The sequence below is a fragment of the Rhizobium sp. GCM10022189 genome, from assembly GCF_042656325.1.
Classification (GTDB): Bacteria; Pseudomonadota; Alphaproteobacteria; order Rhizobiales; family Rhizobiaceae; genus Rhizobium.
In genome coordinates, this window is the sequence record NZ_JBHSOR010000011.1 from 41,147 (window position 1) to 55,574 (window position 14,428).

The 14,428-nt window shown below is 64.0% G+C and carries 13 protein-coding genes and 1 other RNA gene; 6 read left to right on the plus strand and 8 right to left on the minus strand.

Features of this window, described 5'->3' with window-relative positions; translation table 11 throughout:
- Nucleotides 1–7: 7 nt before the first annotated feature.
- The 4 genes from hflC to ACFPWW_RS09295 all read right to left on the minus strand — a co-directional run bounded on the left by hflC (nucleotide 8) and on the right by ACFPWW_RS09295 (nucleotide 3,839).
- Nucleotides 8–967, minus strand: coding sequence for a protease modulator HflC (hflC, locus tag ACFPWW_RS09280; RefSeq protein WP_377311461.1), 960 nt, complete (start codon nucleotides 965–967; stop codon nucleotides 8–10).
- 12 nt (nucleotides 968–979) lie between these two features.
- Nucleotides 980–2,065, minus strand: a complete 1,086-nt coding sequence (gene hflK, locus ACFPWW_RS09285) for an FtsH protease activity modulator HflK (RefSeq protein WP_112569052.1) — start codon at nucleotides 2,063–2,065, stop codon at nucleotides 980–982.
- Nucleotides 2,066–2,211: 146 nt separating this feature from the next.
- Nucleotides 2,212–2,760 (minus strand): dihydrofolate reductase, encoded by a 549-nt coding sequence (locus ACFPWW_RS09290; protein ID WP_112753340.1) that lies wholly within the window; start codon nucleotides 2,758–2,760, stop codon nucleotides 2,212–2,214.
- A gap of 284 nt (nucleotides 2,761–3,044) precedes the next feature.
- On the minus strand, nucleotides 3,045–3,839 hold the full coding sequence (locus ACFPWW_RS09295) for a thymidylate synthase (RefSeq protein ID WP_112703204.1): 795 nt from the start codon (nucleotides 3,837–3,839) through the stop codon (nucleotides 3,045–3,047).
- A gap of 114 nt (nucleotides 3,840–3,953) precedes the next feature.
- Between ACFPWW_RS09295 and ssrA the strand changes: the two genes are divergently transcribed.
- From ssrA to ACFPWW_RS09315, 4 genes are all read left to right on the plus strand, one after another.
- Nucleotides 3,954–4,330: a transfer-messenger RNA gene (gene ssrA, locus ACFPWW_RS09300) on the plus strand.
- Between the two features lie 132 nt (nucleotides 4,331–4,462).
- Nucleotides 4,463–4,975, plus strand: coding sequence for an SspB family protein (locus tag ACFPWW_RS09305; RefSeq protein WP_112569046.1), 513 nt, complete (start codon nucleotides 4,463–4,465; stop codon nucleotides 4,973–4,975).
- A 51-nt stretch (nucleotides 4,976–5,026) separates the two neighbouring features.
- Nucleotides 5,027–5,215 (plus strand): DUF4169 family protein, encoded by a 189-nt coding sequence (locus ACFPWW_RS09310; protein WP_112569044.1) that lies wholly within the window; start codon nucleotides 5,027–5,029, stop codon nucleotides 5,213–5,215.
- An 83-nt stretch (nucleotides 5,216–5,298) separates the two neighbouring features.
- Nucleotides 5,299–5,520 carry a ribbon-helix-helix domain-containing protein gene (locus ACFPWW_RS09315; RefSeq protein ID WP_377311462.1) on the plus strand — a complete coding sequence of 74 codons (222 nt, stop codon included), beginning with the start codon at nucleotides 5,299–5,301 and terminating at the stop codon, nucleotides 5,518–5,520.
- Between the two features lie 24 nt (nucleotides 5,521–5,544).
- Here the strand turns inward: ACFPWW_RS09315 and ACFPWW_RS09320 are convergent, their stop codons facing one another.
- The 3 genes from ACFPWW_RS09320 to ACFPWW_RS09330 all read right to left on the minus strand — a co-directional run bounded on the left by ACFPWW_RS09320 (nucleotide 5,545) and on the right by ACFPWW_RS09330 (nucleotide 11,889).
- Nucleotides 5,545–9,234 carry an AsmA family protein gene (locus ACFPWW_RS09320; RefSeq protein ID WP_377311463.1) on the minus strand — a complete coding sequence of 1,230 codons (3,690 nt, stop codon included), beginning with the start codon at nucleotides 9,232–9,234 and terminating at the stop codon, nucleotides 5,545–5,547.
- Nucleotides 9,235–9,323: 89 nt separating this feature from the next.
- A complete protein-coding gene (locus ACFPWW_RS09325) occupies nucleotides 9,324–10,736 on the minus strand; it encodes an FAD-binding oxidoreductase (protein ID WP_112569038.1) in 1,413 nt (470 codons plus the stop codon).
- A gap of 103 nt (nucleotides 10,737–10,839) precedes the next feature.
- Nucleotides 10,840–11,889: an aldo/keto reductase gene (locus ACFPWW_RS09330; RefSeq protein ID WP_377311464.1), complete on the minus strand. Its 1,050-nt coding sequence runs from the start codon at nucleotides 11,887–11,889 to the stop codon at nucleotides 10,840–10,842.
- Nucleotides 11,890–11,980: 91 nt separating this feature from the next.
- Here ACFPWW_RS09330 and ACFPWW_RS09335 point away from each other — a divergent pair, with 91 nt between their 5' ends.
- The gene (locus ACFPWW_RS09335; protein ID WP_377311465.1) at nucleotides 11,981–12,883 is read left to right on the plus strand and encodes a LysR family transcriptional regulator; all 903 of its coding nucleotides are present in this window, start codon (nucleotides 11,981–11,983) and stop codon (nucleotides 12,881–12,883) included.
- Between the two features lie 161 nt (nucleotides 12,884–13,044).
- Nucleotides 13,045–14,130: an AbrB family transcriptional regulator gene (locus ACFPWW_RS09340; RefSeq protein ID WP_377311466.1), complete on the plus strand. Its 1,086-nt coding sequence runs from the start codon at nucleotides 13,045–13,047 to the stop codon at nucleotides 14,128–14,130.
- Nucleotides 14,131–14,204: 74 nt separating this feature from the next.
- Here the strand turns inward: ACFPWW_RS09340 and ACFPWW_RS09345 are convergent.
- Nucleotides 14,205–14,428: transposase (locus tag ACFPWW_RS09345; protein WP_377311467.1), on the minus strand; the 224-nt coding region annotated here is incomplete at its 5' end.

The following is a 14,428-nucleotide window of genomic DNA, read 5'->3' on the forward strand; positions in this document are numbered from 1 at the left end:
CCGTCGTTCAGTTCGCCGGCTGGGCCGGAGCTTCGGGCGCTGCCGGCGGCACGAGGCCGCCGGTCTGTCCGGGGGCCGGCGCCTGATTGCCGTTCGCACTGTCGAAATAGCGGAAGAACTCCGACGTCGGCGACAGGACCAGCATCGTATCCTGCGAGGACAGAGCCGAGGAATAGGCCGACATCGAGCGGTAGAACTCGAAGAAGGCCGGATCCTTGCCGAAGGATTCGGCGAAGATGCGGTTGCGTTCCGCGTCGCCTTGACCACGCAGGATTTCGGAATCGCGCTGCGCATCGGCGGTGATCTCGACGACCTGGCGGTCGGCGACGGCGCGGCGGCGCTGGCCCTCTTCGTTACCCTCGGCGCGGATGCGCTCGGCCTCGGCCAGACGCTCGGAGCGCATGGCGTTGTAGGTGTTCGGCGCCACTTCCGGCGAAAGGTCCGTGCGGCGGATACGCACGTCGTCGATATGCAGGCCGAGGTTTTCGGCATCGACGCGCAGGTCGTCGCGGATCTCGAGCATCATCGCCACACGCTCTTCGGAGAGCGCCGCATTATAGTCCCTGAGACCGTAGACGCGGCGAAGCGAGGAATCGAGCTGCGCGCGCAGCCGTGCCTCGGCAGCGTCGCGGTCACCCGACACGGTTTCGCGGAAACGGCGCACGTCGGCGATATTGTAGATCACGAAGGCGTCGACATCGAAGGTCTGGCCGTCCTGGACCTGAACGCGGATATTGTCGAGGTCGAGCCTCAGCGCCCGCTTTTCGACATATTGCACGCGGTCGGCATCCATGAAGCCGAAGGGCAGCTTGAAATAGATGCCCGGCTCGCTCTTGACCGACTGGATCTGGCCGAAGCGCACGACGATCGCCTGCTCACGCGCGTTGACCACAAAGATCGACGAATAGAGGATGACAAGCACGACCGCGACCGCGATCAGGATGGCGGGAAGTCTGTTCGATACCATGGTTCAACCTCCCTATCGTGCCGGTGCCGTTGTCGTCGGTCTGGTGATCTCGTTGAGCGGCAGGTAGGGCACGACGCCCTGCTTGTCGTCGATCACGACCTTCTTGGAGTTCTTCAGGACCTGCTCCATCGTTTCCAGGAACAGGCGCTTGCGCGTCACGTCGGGAGCTTTCGAATATTCGTCGTTGATGGCGGTAAAGCGCTGGGCCTCGCCTTCCGCTTCCTTGACGACGCGATCCTTGTAAGCGGCTGCGTCTTCGCGGATACGGGCGGCGTCGCCTCGTGCCTGACCGAGCTTCTGGTTCGTATAGCGGTTTGCGTCCTCGATCGTGCTGTCGCGGTCGCGGCCGGCACGCTGCACTTCTTCGAAGGCATCGGCGACCTCGCGCGGCGGCGCCACGTTCTGGATCGTCACGCCGGTGACGGTAATGCCGGCGCCGTAACGGTTCATCGTATCCTGGACGATGTTGAGCACCTGCGTCTCGATCGGCTGGCGGTTGCTGCGGAAAGCGTCCTGCGCCGGACGGCGGCCGACGATCTCGCGCATGGCGCTGTCGGAAACCTGCTGCAGCGTTTCGGCCGGGTTCTCGACGCCGAAGAGATAGGCCTTCGGGTCGCTGATCGTATAGAAGACGGCAAACTGCACGTTGATGACGCTTCTGTCACCCGACAGCATCAGCCCGCTGGAGGAGCCGGCCGTCGTCGCGCCGATATTCTGCTGCTGCACCGTCACCTTGACCGTCTCGACGGTCTCGAACGGCCAGAAATGGAAATGCAGGCCCGGCATGGAAATCTCTTCCTTGGGCTTGCCGAAGCGCAGTTCCACGCCGCGCTCGTCCGGCTGGACGACGTAGATGCACTGGAAAAGCCAGAAGATCGCGATGACTGCGACGATGATCGCAACGACACCGCCGTTGAAACCGCCGGGCACGATGCCCCGCAGCTGGTCCTGTCCGCGACGGATAATGTCTTCCAGATCAGGCGGACCGCCCTTGCCGCCGCCACCGCGCGGACGGTTCGGCCCCTGCCCCCATGGTCCCTGATTGTTACCGCCGCCGCCCCAAGGGCCGCCGCCGCCATTCTGATTGCTCCAGGGCATCAAAACCTCGTTGTTCGTTAACTCCCACACATCCGACCGCCGTGGGGGCTGCCGGCGGATGCGATGGGACCGTTATAGGTATCGCCGCATAAGCTTTCAACGCGGCGTCAGAAACTTGGTCAATTTAATTGGAAAATAGTTCCTTTTCAGGCATCTCGACGTTCATAAACGACGAAACGGGTCGGATAGGTGTCCTTTTCCCCGGCCGGAACATCAAGGCTTTCCGTCGCCACCCAGACGGCGGGGTCGATGGGCGGAAAAGCGGTATCGCCATCCACGTCGGCCTCCACATGCGTGATGCACATGCGGTCGGCAATCTCCATCGCCTGCGCGTAGATCTGGCCGCCGCCGAGAATGGAAATCTCGCTCTCGCCCTGCTTGCGCGCCAGGTCCTGCGCCATGCCGATCGCCTCGCCCAGCGAACGGGCCATATGCACGTCGGGATGATCGATATCGGCATTGCGCGAGATCACCACGTGCTGGCGCCCCGGCAGCGGCCTGCCGCCGAAGCTTTCGAAGGTCTTGCGGCCGACGACGACAGGCTTTCCAACCGTCATCGCCTTGAACCGCTTGAGATCGGTCGAAAGTCGCCAGGGCATGTCGCCGTCGCGTCCGATGATGCCGTTGCGCGCAACGGCGACGAAGATGGTCTTGCGGATATCGGAAGCCTTCACGCGCTCACTTCCACCGTCCATAGAGTTCTCCGAGCCTGGGCAGTTCGCGCCAATAATCATCTGCATCCCCTGAACCCGGCGAGACGACAGACAAACTGTAGAACGGCCAGAAGGATAGCACAGCATCCCGAAACTTCCGGCGCGCCGTCACTTCGTCGACGGCCTGCGATCGCTTGGTTTGAATATGCCTTGGTTCCAGACAGTAACTTCAGCGTCATAGTCGAGCGCCTCCTGAAGGGCGTAGGCAACAGGCAAGCCCTCCGTCGATGAGCCCACGAAAATTCGCGGCTGAACCGTCTTCGATTTCATTTTGCAACCGGCGCCTTGATATGCGCTTCGGGCTCATAGCCGACGAGCTGGAAATCCTCGTAGACGAAATCGAAGATGTCCTTGACGTCGCGCTTGATCGCCATGCGCGGCAGAGCACGCGGCTGGCGCGTCAGCTGCAGCTTCGCCTGGTCGAAATGGTTGTGGTAGAGATGCGCGTCGCCGAGCGTGTGGACGAACTCGCCATATTTCAGGCCCGTCACCTGCGCCACCATCATCGTCAGCAGCGCGTAGGAAGCGATGTTGAAGGGCACGCCGAGGAAAATATCGGCCGAGCGCTGGTAGAGCTGGCAGGAAAGCCTGCCGTCGGCCACGTAGAACTGGAACAGGCAGTGGCAGGGCGGCAGCGCCATATTGTCCACTTCCGCCGGGTTCCAGGCCGAGACGATGTGGCGGCGCGAATTCGGGTTCCGGACGATGCCCTTCACCAGATTGTCGATCTGGTCGATATGGCCGCCGTCGGGTGCCGGCCAGGAGCGCCACTGCGCGCCGTAGACGGGGCCGAGGTCGCCGTTCTCGTCGGCCCATTCGTCCCAGATGCTGACGCCGTGTTCGTGCAGGTAGCGGATATTGGTCTCGCCCTTGAGGAACCACAGAAGCTCGTGGATGATCGAGCGCAGGTGCAGCTTCTTCGTCGTCAGCACCGGAAAACCGGCTTCGAGATCGAAGCGCATCTGATGGCCGAAGACCGAGCGCGTGCCCGTACCCGTGCGGTCGCCGCGGTCGGTGCCGTTTTCCATCACATGGCTCAGGAGGTCGAGATATTGCTTCATGGTGTCAGCCGATTCCTTTTGCCGTCAATTTAAGGGCAAAGCGGCTCAAAACCAATGCTGCCGGCTGAATATCCAAGCAAAATCGCTGCCGGACACGACGCTTTTGTGACGTATCCCCTTCCCTTGCCGCGACAAAAACACTATATCACCCATGCCGGCTTTCGGGCCGGCTATGGCGATAAACGGGCGGTGGAATAAACCTATTGGACCCGGGGGCGGTACCCGGCGCCTCCACCAAAAGCAGGCGGCTATCCTTTGGGAGAAGGGCCTGTTTTTGATGGGGGCGAAACAGGATCGACAAGGGTGTAAAGATCGACTTTTCGCTCGGCATGATACCGCCGTTATCGGGTCACAAGTGTAGTTGCAAACGACAACAACGCTAAGGAATACGCTCTCGCTGCCTAATGGCGGTGCGGGAATTCCGCTCTAAGTCCTTACGGCTAGCCCCGTAAGGCGGGGTCCGAAGGCACCTGGCAACAGAAGCCTTCACCTTTCTCCCCTTTTTCAGCGAAATCATGTATGCTCGGCGGACGCATGAATCGGCTTGGCGCTTTCCCAAAGCGCCGGGACGTGCCATATAAGTTCGTGAAAAGACTTCCAAACCGACGAAAGACAGGAAAAGCATGGGGCAGGATCATATCCGCTACGACATTCTGGCACAGGACGCGCTGCGCGGCGTCATCCGCAAGGTCTTGGCCGAAGTCGCAACGACGGGCCGACTGCCCGGCGACCATCACTTCTTCATCACGTTTCTCACGGGCGCTCCCGGCGTGCGCATCTCGCAGCACCTGAAGTCGAAATATCCCGAGCAGATGACCATCGTCATCCAGCACCAGTTCTGGGACCTGAAGATCACCGAATCCCATTTCGAGATCGGCCTGTCCTTCTCCGACGTGCCGGAAAAGCTCGTTATCCCCTTCAACGCCATCAGAGGTTTCTACGACCCCTCGGTCAATTTCGAGCTGGAGTTCGACGTGCCGCTGAGCGATGGCGAGGAACTGCCCGCTGCCGAGATCACCGCCTATCCGGTTGACGCAGCCAAGGCCGATGATACGGCCGCAAAGCCCGCCGCAGAAGGCGAGGAAAAGAAACCGGGCTCCGTCGTATCGCTCGATTCGTTCCGCAAGAAGCAGTAATGCCGAGGGAGGCGAAAGCCTCCCTTTTTCTTTCATGACGGAGGCAACCGCATGAGCGCCGAAATCGTCAATTTGCGCCAGTTCCGCAAGCAGCAGGCTCGCTCCGAAAAGGAGAAGCAGGCAGAGCAGAACCGTATCTCCCACGGCCGCACCAAGGCCGAAAAGCAATTGACCCGCGCCCTTAACGAGAAGGCCGAAAAGGCGCTCGATCAGGGCCGGATCGAAGACGACAAGAGCTGATCGCCGGCAGGTGAAAAGCCTGAGCGATCAACCAGATGCGATTCCTGACTGAATCGCTTTCTCAACGAAGACGAAGCAGGCCGATGATCCGCAAACATTCGGCGACATTGCACGGGCACCGCACCAGTTTCTCGCTGGAAGACGAATTCTGGACCGAGTTGAAGGCGATTGCCGCAAGTCGCTCCGTGCCGCTCGCGGCACTGATATCGGAAATAGACGACAGCCGCGCGCCTGACAGCAACCTCTCCTCGGCGCTGCGCCTGCACGTCCTGTACTGGCTGAAAAACGGCGCCGCGAGCGCCTGACCGGCCGGCCCACGCAGGCGCCTGCTACTGGGCCTGAACGCCCGGCAGCTGGTCGAAATTGAGCTGGCCGGGCGGCAGGGGCTGTTCGGCCCGACGCGCGGCCTCGGCCTCAGACGCAGCCTTTGCCTTCGCTTCCGCCTCGGCCCTGGCACGCGCCTCCGCTTCGGCCTTGCGCTGGGCCGCCTCCTGGGCCAGGACGCGCAGCCGCTGCTCTTCCGCCTGCCGCTGCCGCTCGATTTCGGCAGCAGCAACCCGCTGGGCGTCGTTGAAGCGATAGAGCGCCACCTCGCGCCGCAGCCGCTGTTTTTCCAGCACGTTGGCCTGCAGCCGTTCGACCCGCCGCCGCTCGCGCTCGAAGGCGCGCAGCGAGAGATAGCTGGTGATGTCGGTCACATCCATCGTCTTGCCCGGCGAGGCCAGCAGGCCGGAAAAATTCAGCCGGATGCCGGGCTCCGCGCCGGAAAGCGCCTCCGCTCCGGGATTGAAGCCGATGGCGAGCGTGGCGCTGATGCGCTCCTGCGGCAGTTCGATCTGCGCATCGCCGGTCAGGTGCGCCAGATCGTTGGCGACGCTGACATTCTGGATCCGCAGCGTTCCGTCGGTCACGTTAAAGGGAATGCCGAGCGGCGGCAGCTTCGCCTCGCCGTTGTTGAGCAGCGTCTCGACGATCGGATGCACCTTGCCGGCATTGATCTGGTCCTGCATCGGATCGGTCGCCGCCAGAAGCGGCGCCAGGATCGCAAGGTTGAGCCCGCGGACGCTCGTCTCGCCGAGCCGGATTTCCCCCGAGCCGTTCAGCGAGCTTGCAATCTCGGAAACGGACTTGCCGGAGGCTTCGAGCGCCAGCGACATGCCGAACTTGCCGTTGGCGACGGGCGCCCCGTCGCGCGGCCAGATGACGCCGGCAAGATCGGAATCGGCCAGCGCCAGCCGCGACTGCAGGAAGCCCGTGCCGTTGGCATTGGTGAAGAGCAGGTTGCCGGAGAGCCTCCCGCCCTCCCAGCCGCCGGCCATGTCGTTGAGCTGCAGCTCGTCGCCCTTGTAGGTAACGTTCGAGGTGAAATCGTTGACCGCCGTGTTGAAAAGCCCCGGCCAGAACTGCTTGGCGGCGAGCTTCAGGTTGACGTCGATATCCCGGAAGAGCGGCAGGCCGAGCGCCGCCGTCGTCAGCTGGCCGTTGGCGGGGTCGCGGATCTGCCCGAACACGGCCTCGCCGAGCCAGCCGAGATCGGCCTTGGCAAGCGTAAGCGCGCCGCTGGCACTCGTCTTTGCCGCCTTGCGGTCGAAGGTCAGCGCGCCCGAAAAATCATTGTCGGCCGCATGGCCGTTGAGATCGGCAAGCACAATCTTGTCGGCGTCGATCGTCGCATTGGTCTGCAATTTGAAGGGCAGCCCGGTGCCGAGTTCCGGCAGGGCGATGCCGTTCATGACCAGGTAGGGGTCGAGATCCGCGCTTTCGAGCGAAACGGCGACATTGCCGTTCATGAACGTATCGGGCCGCACATCGACCTTGCCGTTTGCCGTAAACGAGGTCCGGTCGGTGGCAAAGGTCAGCGCCGCATCGGCCGGATCGTTGTCGCTTGCCGTCACCTTCAGCGTCAGGCGCCCGTTGGCGCCGGCATCGACCGGCAGCGGATCGAGGCCCGCCTGCCCGAAGAGGATCGACGGCACGGCATTGTCGAGCGTCGCTTCAAGCGTCGTCGTGCCGTTGCCGGTCAGCGCCAGGAGGTCGGACATACGGTAGTCGAGATTGACGCGGCTGCCATTGGTGACACCCGCCAGCGTCACCGCCAGCGCGTTGCCGTCATCGCCGCCGAGCGTCAGCGCGCCGCGCAGCGCCGTGTTGCCGTACCAGCCCGCGTTGCGCACCAGCCGGTCCATGACCGGGTGATGCGGCAGGTGCTCGCGCAGCATGGCGAAGAAGGGGCCGGGATCGGCGGCCTTGAAGGTGATCTCGCCGGTGCCCTTGTAGTCGAGCAGCGATCCCTCGGCCTTGCCCGTCGCCGTCAGTTCCGCGCCCGCAAGGTTCTTGATCGAAAGCCGGTCGACGGAAAGCGCGCCGTCAGCGAGCGTAAACGTGGTCTCGACATTCTCGGCCTGCACGCCGAAGGCGGTGAATTTGTCGGCCTTGAGCTGCGCGGCAATCCGGTGGTCGAGCACGTTGTCGCCGGCATCCTGGCCGGTAAAGAGCCCGGTCAGCGCCCGCAGCGCATCGAGGTCGAGCGCATCGCCGTTCAGCGCCACCGAAAGCGACGGCGTCTGGCCCTCGGTCGCCTGCCGCTCCAGCCGGCCTTTCAGCGTCGCGGCGCCGATCGCGATTTCCAGATTCTCGAAGCGCTGCAGATCGTGCGTCAGGCTGACATTGGCGGAAAAGCCCGCCTGCCGCAGCTGCCGGATGGCCGGGTCGACCGAGCCCGCCAGCCAGGAGGCGAGCCCCGTCGGCTGGCTGGAGGCAACCACCATCTGGCCGTTGAAGGAGGGATCGCCCGTCAGCGTCAGCTTGCCCTTGCCTTCCACCTGCGTGCGGCCGGGCAGCGTGCCGACGGCACTGTCGATCATCCAGCCGTTGCCGGCGGGCTCTAGTTCCAGCGCCACGTCGCGGATCGTCGTATCGCCGGCCACGATGGCCGGCAGGCGCACCGTCGCCTTGCCCGGCACCTGCGGGATCGGCACCTGGCCGACAATGTCGAGCAGCGAGCTCAGCCGCTGGCGCGCCGAAACGGCCGGGTCGCGATTGGTCTTGCCGGCCGCGCCCTGATTGCCGATGCGGTTGACGTCGATCTGCTGGCCGTCGGCGGTCAGCAGGAATTCCGGCGCACTGCCGGTATCGAGCGTCGCCTCGCCGGTGATCACGTAGGGGTCGCTGGTCGAGCCGACTTCCATGCGGTATTCGGGAATGCGGATGCGATCGTTGGTAAGCTCGAAACGCCCCTTGAGGCGCGGCGGCGCCTCCCCCTTCTCGGTCTTGCCCTCGCGGCTTTCGATCGCGGCAGAGAGCGTGCCCTGATAGTTCGGCCGGCTGTCGACCAGCTTCAGCTCGCCGTCGAGATCGACCGTGACGGGATGCTTGTCCGGCGCAAGCCGGGTGCGCACGCGCAGCACGCCCCTCTCGTCCGGCTGATTGCTGGAAACGGAGAAACTGCCATGTTCGCCGTCGAGCGAGCCGTCGCCCTCGATACGCCATGGACCGGCGAGCGATTTCGCCGACATTTCGGCGTTCAGTCCCGTCACGCGGCGCGAACGGCCGGACTGGTCGTCGACGAACTCGATCTCGCCGCCGTTGACATGCACGTTTTCCAGAACGACGGTCTTGGCCGGGATTTCCGGCTGGCTGCCACGCATCCAGTCCAGCGAGCCGTCCTTCAGAAGCCGCAGCCGCACCTTGGGGTTGACGACGCGCATGTCGAAGATCAGCGCTTCGCCGGACAGGAACGGCGCAAGCTCGGCATCCATGGAGAACTGCTCGACCTGCACGACCGGCGTGCCGTCTTCCTCCTGGCCGACGCGCACGTCATGCAGCGTCACGGACGGAAAGGGCAGAAGCCGCGCATCGACCGTGCCGTGAACCGTCACCTTCTTGCCGATGATGCGGCTTGCCTGATCCTCGAAATTCTTGCGGAAGTCCGTCCAGTCGATGAACAGCGGTGCCAGCAGCGCCACGAAGAGCACTACGACGATCACTCCTCCTAGAAAGACGAGGAACCGGCCTACCAAGTCAGGGATTCTCCATTCGGGATTCTGTTGCCGACACTAGCGCTATTCATGCCGGGAGCAAGGGCCAAGATCATGAGATTGTTCCATTTTCAGCCCAGATAAAAAATCTTGCCGGGATTGAGGATATTGTCGGGATCGAGCGACCGCTTGATCTGGCGCATCAGATCCACGCTCCCCCCGAGCTCCTGCTCCAGAAACGCCATTTTCCCCTGCCCGATCCCGTGTTCGCCCGTGCATGTTCCGTCCATCGCCAGCGCCCGCGCGTTCAGCCGGGCAACGAATTCCTCGGCCGTGGCAATACCCGCCGCACTCTTGTCGTCGAACAGAAGCTGCACATGGAAGTTCCCGTCGCCCGCATGGCCGACGATCGGCGCCAGCAAACCGTTTGCCTCGATATCGGCCTGCGTTTCGGCAACGCAATCCGCAAGCCGCGATATCGGAACACAAACATCGGTCGAAAGTACGGCAAGCCCCGGCGCCAGCGCCCGCACCGACCAATAGGCGTCGTGACGCGCCTTCCAGAGCCTGGTCCGCTCCTCCGGGCTCGCCGCCCATTTGAATTCGCCGCCGCCGCATTCGGCGGCGATCTCGGCAAAGGCGGCCGATTGCAGCGCCACCGTCTCCTCCGTGCCGTGGAATTCGAGGAAGAGCGCCGGGCTTTCCTCATAGGGAAGCTTGGCATAGGCGATGCTGGCGCGCATCTGCAGCGCATCGACAAGCTCGATGCGCGCGACCGGAATACCCATCTGGATCGTCATGATGACGGCGTCGCAGGCCGCCTTGACGCTCGGGAAGGCGCAGACGCCGCCGGCGATCTTCTGCGGAATACCGTGCAGGCGCAGCGTCACCGAGGTCAGGATGCCGAGCGTACCCTCCGCCCCCACGAAAAGCCGCGTCAGGTCGTAGCCGGCGGACGACTTGCGGGCGCGCCGCGCCGTGCGGATTTCCTCGCCGGATGCGGTGACTGCCGTAACGGCAAGCACATTGTCCTTCATCGTTCCGTAACGTACGGCATTGGTGCCGGAGGCCCGCGTCGAGGTCATGCCGCCGATCGAGGCGTTGGCGCCGGGATCGATCGGAAAAAACAGGCCGGTATCGCGCAGATGGAGGTTCAGGGCCTCGCGCGTGACGCCCGGTTCGACCGTGCAGTCGAGATCCTCGGGATTGACTTCGAGCACCCGGTTCATCCGGCTGAAATCGATGGAAATGCCCCCGTTCGGCGCATTGACCTGCCCCTCGAGCGAGGAGCCGGTGCCGAAGCCGATCACCGGCACCTTATGGTCGGCGCAGGCCCTGACGACGGTCTTCACATCGTCGGCGGTCTCGGCAAACATCACGCCGTCGGGCAATTGGGCGGGAATATAGGTGGTCGTGTGCGCATGTTGGGCGCGAAAAGCCTGGCCGGTCTGGAAGCGCTCTCCGAAGCGCTGTTTCAGAATGCCGGTGACGGCCTCGATGCCCGCCTCGTTTCGCACCCCGGCCTTTGCGTCGCGCAGTGCCATGCCCTTGATCTCCCTGCATTCCACAGCCTGCTACAGCATCTGTAGCAGGCCGGGTATGAGGCAAGTCAAAGCGGCTGTCCAGCCAAGATTCGGGAAGATGTCATCAGGGCTTTGTTATAGGAACCGCAGGCGGGTTGAGCCGCGCGAAGCCCTCCTGCCGATAATAGGGAAAATAGGGATAGGGCGGCGTCACGGCACTGACTGCATCCAGCCGCCCGATCTGCTCCGGCGTCAGCCGCCAGCCGACGGCACCGAGATTTTGCCGGAGCTGTTCCTCGTTGCGCGCGCCGATGATGACGCTTGCAACCGTCGGCCGGCCGATCAGCCAGTTGATGGCGATCTGCGGCACCGTCCTGCCGGTCTCGGCAGCGATCGCGTCCAGCACATCGACAATATCGAAAAGCCTCTCGTCGTCGACAGGCGGGCCATAACCCGCCGTCCGGTGCAGGCGGCTTGCCTCGGGAAGCGCCGCACCGCGCCGGATCTTTCCGGTCAGCCGCCCCCAGGCGAGCGGGCTCCAGACCAGCGCCCCCACCTGCTGGTCGGCGGCAAGCGGCATCAGCTCCCACTCATAGTCGCGGCCCGCCAGCGAATAATAGACCTGGTGGGCGACATGACGCGGGTAGCCGTATTTTTCGGAAAGCCCGAGCGATTTCATCAGCTGCCAGCCGGAAAAATTGGATGCGCCGACATAACGCACCTTGCCCGAGGCAACCAGCCGGTCGAGCGCCGAAAGCACCTCCTCGACCGGCGTCGAGGCATCGAAGGCGTGAAGCTGCAGAAGGTCGATATAGTCGGTGCCGAGCCGGCGCAGCGCATCCTCGGTCGCGCGCATCAGCCGCGCCCGCGACGTGCCCCAGTCGTTCGGCCCCTCGCCCATCGGCAGCGCCGTCTTGGTCGAGATCAGCACCGCATCGCGCCTTCCCGAAATCGCCTGCCCCAGCACCTCCTCGGAAGCACCGGCCGAATAGACGTCGGCCGTATCGAACAGGGTGACACCCGCCTCCAGGCAGATATCCACCATCCGCCGCGCCTCCTGCGCGTCCGTCGTGCCCCAGGCGCCGAAAAGCGGCCCGCTGCCGCCGAAAGTGCCGGCCCCGAAGCTCAGCACCGGCACCTTCAGGCCCGATGCGCCGAGATTTCTGTATTCCATGATCCGATCTCCTGTTTCGTGAAGAGATAGACCCGGTCGGCTCGATGATATAGATTGCCTTGAAGCATATCATCTGTGATTTCAATTCATCATGAGCCGTCAGGACATCAATCGATCCGGCGAAATGGAAGTCTTCGTCAGCGTCGTCGAACGCGGCGGCTTTTCTGCTGCCGCAGAGGCGCGACGCATGACGCCGTCGGCCGTCAGCAAGCTGGTCGCCCGGCTGGAAGCAAGGCTCGGCGCCCGCCTCGTCAACCGCTCGACGCGCAAGCTGCAGCTGACGCCGGAAGGCTGCGCCTTCTACGAGCGCAGCGTGGCGATCCTCGCCAACATATCGGAGGCCGAGCGTTTCGCCTCGACCGGCGAACAGGCGGCCGGCCGCATCGCCATCAATACCAGCGGCTCCTTCGGCAATCATGTTCTCGCGCCGCTGATCCCGGCCTTCATGGCCGGGCATCCGGGCGTGACGCTCGACATTACCCATACCGACAGGATCGTCGATCTCTTGGAAGAGCGCGCCGATGTGGCGATCCGCACCGGGCCGCTGAAGACGTCGAGCCTGATTGCCCGCAAGCTCGGCTCGGCCAGAAAGACCGTCGTCGCCTCGCCCGACTATCTCAAGCGGCATGGCGAGCCGCGCTCGGTCGCAGAGCTGCACGCCCATCGCCGCATCGGCTTTTCCTATGCCCGGGCGCTGGAAGGCTGGTCGCTCATGGACAATGGCGAGACAGTCACCGTCCCGCTCACGCCCGGCCTGCAGGTCGGCGATGGCGAGGCCATGCGCTATCTGGCCCTCGCGGGCGCCGGCCTTGCCCGCCTCGCCGATTTCACCGTTCGCGCCGACATCGCCGCCGGCCGGCTCGTTCCGGTGCTGGAGGCGCTCAATCCCGGCGATGTCGAGGACTTTTATGCCGTCTATATCGGCCAGGGCGGCCCCTTGCCGGCGCGCGTTCGCGCCCTGCTCGATTTCCTTGCCGAACACGTCAGGCTTTAGGCGCAAAAAGGCCAGATTCGGCAATTGACCCCTTGGCCGCCGCGCGCCTATACCGGGGCTGCGCCTGCCGGCCCTCGCAGCCGGCCTCTTCATGCTGCCGGGGCCTCCTCCCACCTTCGCCTTCGGGCCTGCTCCGGTCGAAAAGTTCGGGGACTACAATTTTGGACGCAAGCAGCTTCCATCAGAAAGCGAGCCTGCCCAAATGGGCATTGCTGCTCGCCTTGTCGGCCATTCTCGTCCTCTTCCTCGAACTCTTTGCCCTGCCCGCCTCGCTGCTGATCGGCCCGATGGTCGCGGCCATCGTCCTGGCGCTCACCATCGGCAAGGGGCATCTGCGCGTGCCCTACTGGCCGCTGCAGTTCGGCCAGGTGCTGGTCGGCCTCCTGATGGCGCGCAACATCACGCCCGACATCCTCGGCACCATGGCGAAGGACGCGCCGCTCTTCTTCGTCTTCATCGTTTCCGTCATCGCCATCGCTGCCGGCCTCGGCTGGCTCCTGACGCGCTGGCAGGTGCTGCCCGGCACCACCGCCGTCTGGGGCTCGACGCCCGGCGGCGCCTCGGCCATGGTCATCATGTCGGAAGCCTATGGCGCCGATGCCCGCCTCGTCGCCTTCATGCAATATCTGCGTGTCGTCTTCGTCGCCGTCGGCGCCTCCGTCATCTCCCGCCTCTGGGTGGCCGCCGATGGCGAGGCGCCGCCGCCTGTCATCTTCTTCCCGCCGGTCGACTGGCCGGCCTTCGCCCTCACCGTCGCCTTCGCCGCCCTCTGCTGCTACGCGGTCTTCCGCTTCCGCATCCAGGGCGGCAATATCGTGGTTCCGCTGTTTGCCGGCGCCGTGCTGCAGGGTTTCGGCCTCCTCAAGATCGAGCTGCCGACCTGGATCCTGGCCTTGAGCTACGCGATGATCGGCTGGAGCATCGGCCTGCGTTTCACCCGCTCCATCATCAAACATGCCGCCCGCGCCCTGCCGCGCGTCTCGGCCTCGATCATCATCCTGATGGCGCTCTGCGGCTGCATGGCGGTGGCGCTTCACACATTCGCCGGCATCGACCCGCTGACCGCCTATCTCGCCACCAGCCCCGGCGGCGCGGATTCCGTCGCCATCATCGCCGCCTCGAGCGATGTCGACGTGCCCTTCGTCATGGCCATGCAGACCGGCCGTTTCCTGATCATATTGCTGATCGGCCCGGCGCTCGCCCGCTTCATCGCCAGGCGCTCCGGGCTGGCTGAAAATTCCGCCTGAGCGGAGATGAAGCACCGGCGCTTCAACGCACCGGTGCTTCGGCCCAGATAGCCCTGCCTAGGACCGATCGACATTCAAGCCATCCACATCATTGCGGCGGCGAGATGGACGAAGCCTTGGAAGTGAATGGTTCTGCGTTCGTAGCGCGTTGCGAAACGGCGAAAGTGCTTCGTGCAGCCGAAGCAGCGCTCGATGCGGTTGCGGTTTATGTAGATCGCTTCATCATGGTCGATGATGATCTTTCGCGTTCGATTTGACGGGATGACCGCTTCGGCTCCCATGGTCGCGATGATCGCGC

Bases quoted from the DNA above. Each gene is read 5' to 3' on its own strand.
- hflC (WP_377311461.1), bottom strand. From the start codon at position 967: ATGGTATCGAACAGACTTCCCGCCATCCTGATCGCGGTCGCGGTCGTG.
- hflK (WP_112569052.1), bottom strand. From the start codon at position 2,065: ATGCCCTGGAGCAATCAGAATGGCGGCGGCGGCCCTTGGGGCGGCGGC.
- ACFPWW_RS09290 (WP_112753340.1), bottom strand. From the start codon at position 2,760: ATGGACGGTGGAAGTGAGCGCGTGAAGGCTTCCGATATCCGCAAGACC.
- ACFPWW_RS09295 (WP_112703204.1), bottom strand. From the start codon at position 3,839: ATGAAGCAATATCTCGACCTCCTGAGCCATGTGATGGAAAACGGCACC.
- ACFPWW_RS09305 (WP_112569046.1), top strand. From the start codon at position 4,463: ATGGGGCAGGATCATATCCGCTACGACATTCTGGCACAGGACGCGCTG.
- ACFPWW_RS09310 (WP_112569044.1), top strand. From the start codon at position 5,027: ATGAGCGCCGAAATCGTCAATTTGCGCCAGTTCCGCAAGCAGCAGGCT.
- ACFPWW_RS09315 (WP_377311462.1), top strand. From the start codon at position 5,299: ATGATCCGCAAACATTCGGCGACATTGCACGGGCACCGCACCAGTTTC.
- ACFPWW_RS09325 (WP_112569038.1), bottom strand. From the start codon at position 10,736: ATGGCACTGCGCGACGCAAAGGCCGGGGTGCGAAACGAGGCGGGCATC.
- ACFPWW_RS09330 (WP_377311464.1), bottom strand. From the start codon at position 11,889: ATGGAATACAGAAATCTCGGCGCATCGGGCCTGAAGGTGCCGGTGCTG.
- ACFPWW_RS09335 (WP_377311465.1), top strand. From the start codon at position 11,981: ATGAGCCGTCAGGACATCAATCGATCCGGCGAAATGGAAGTCTTCGTC.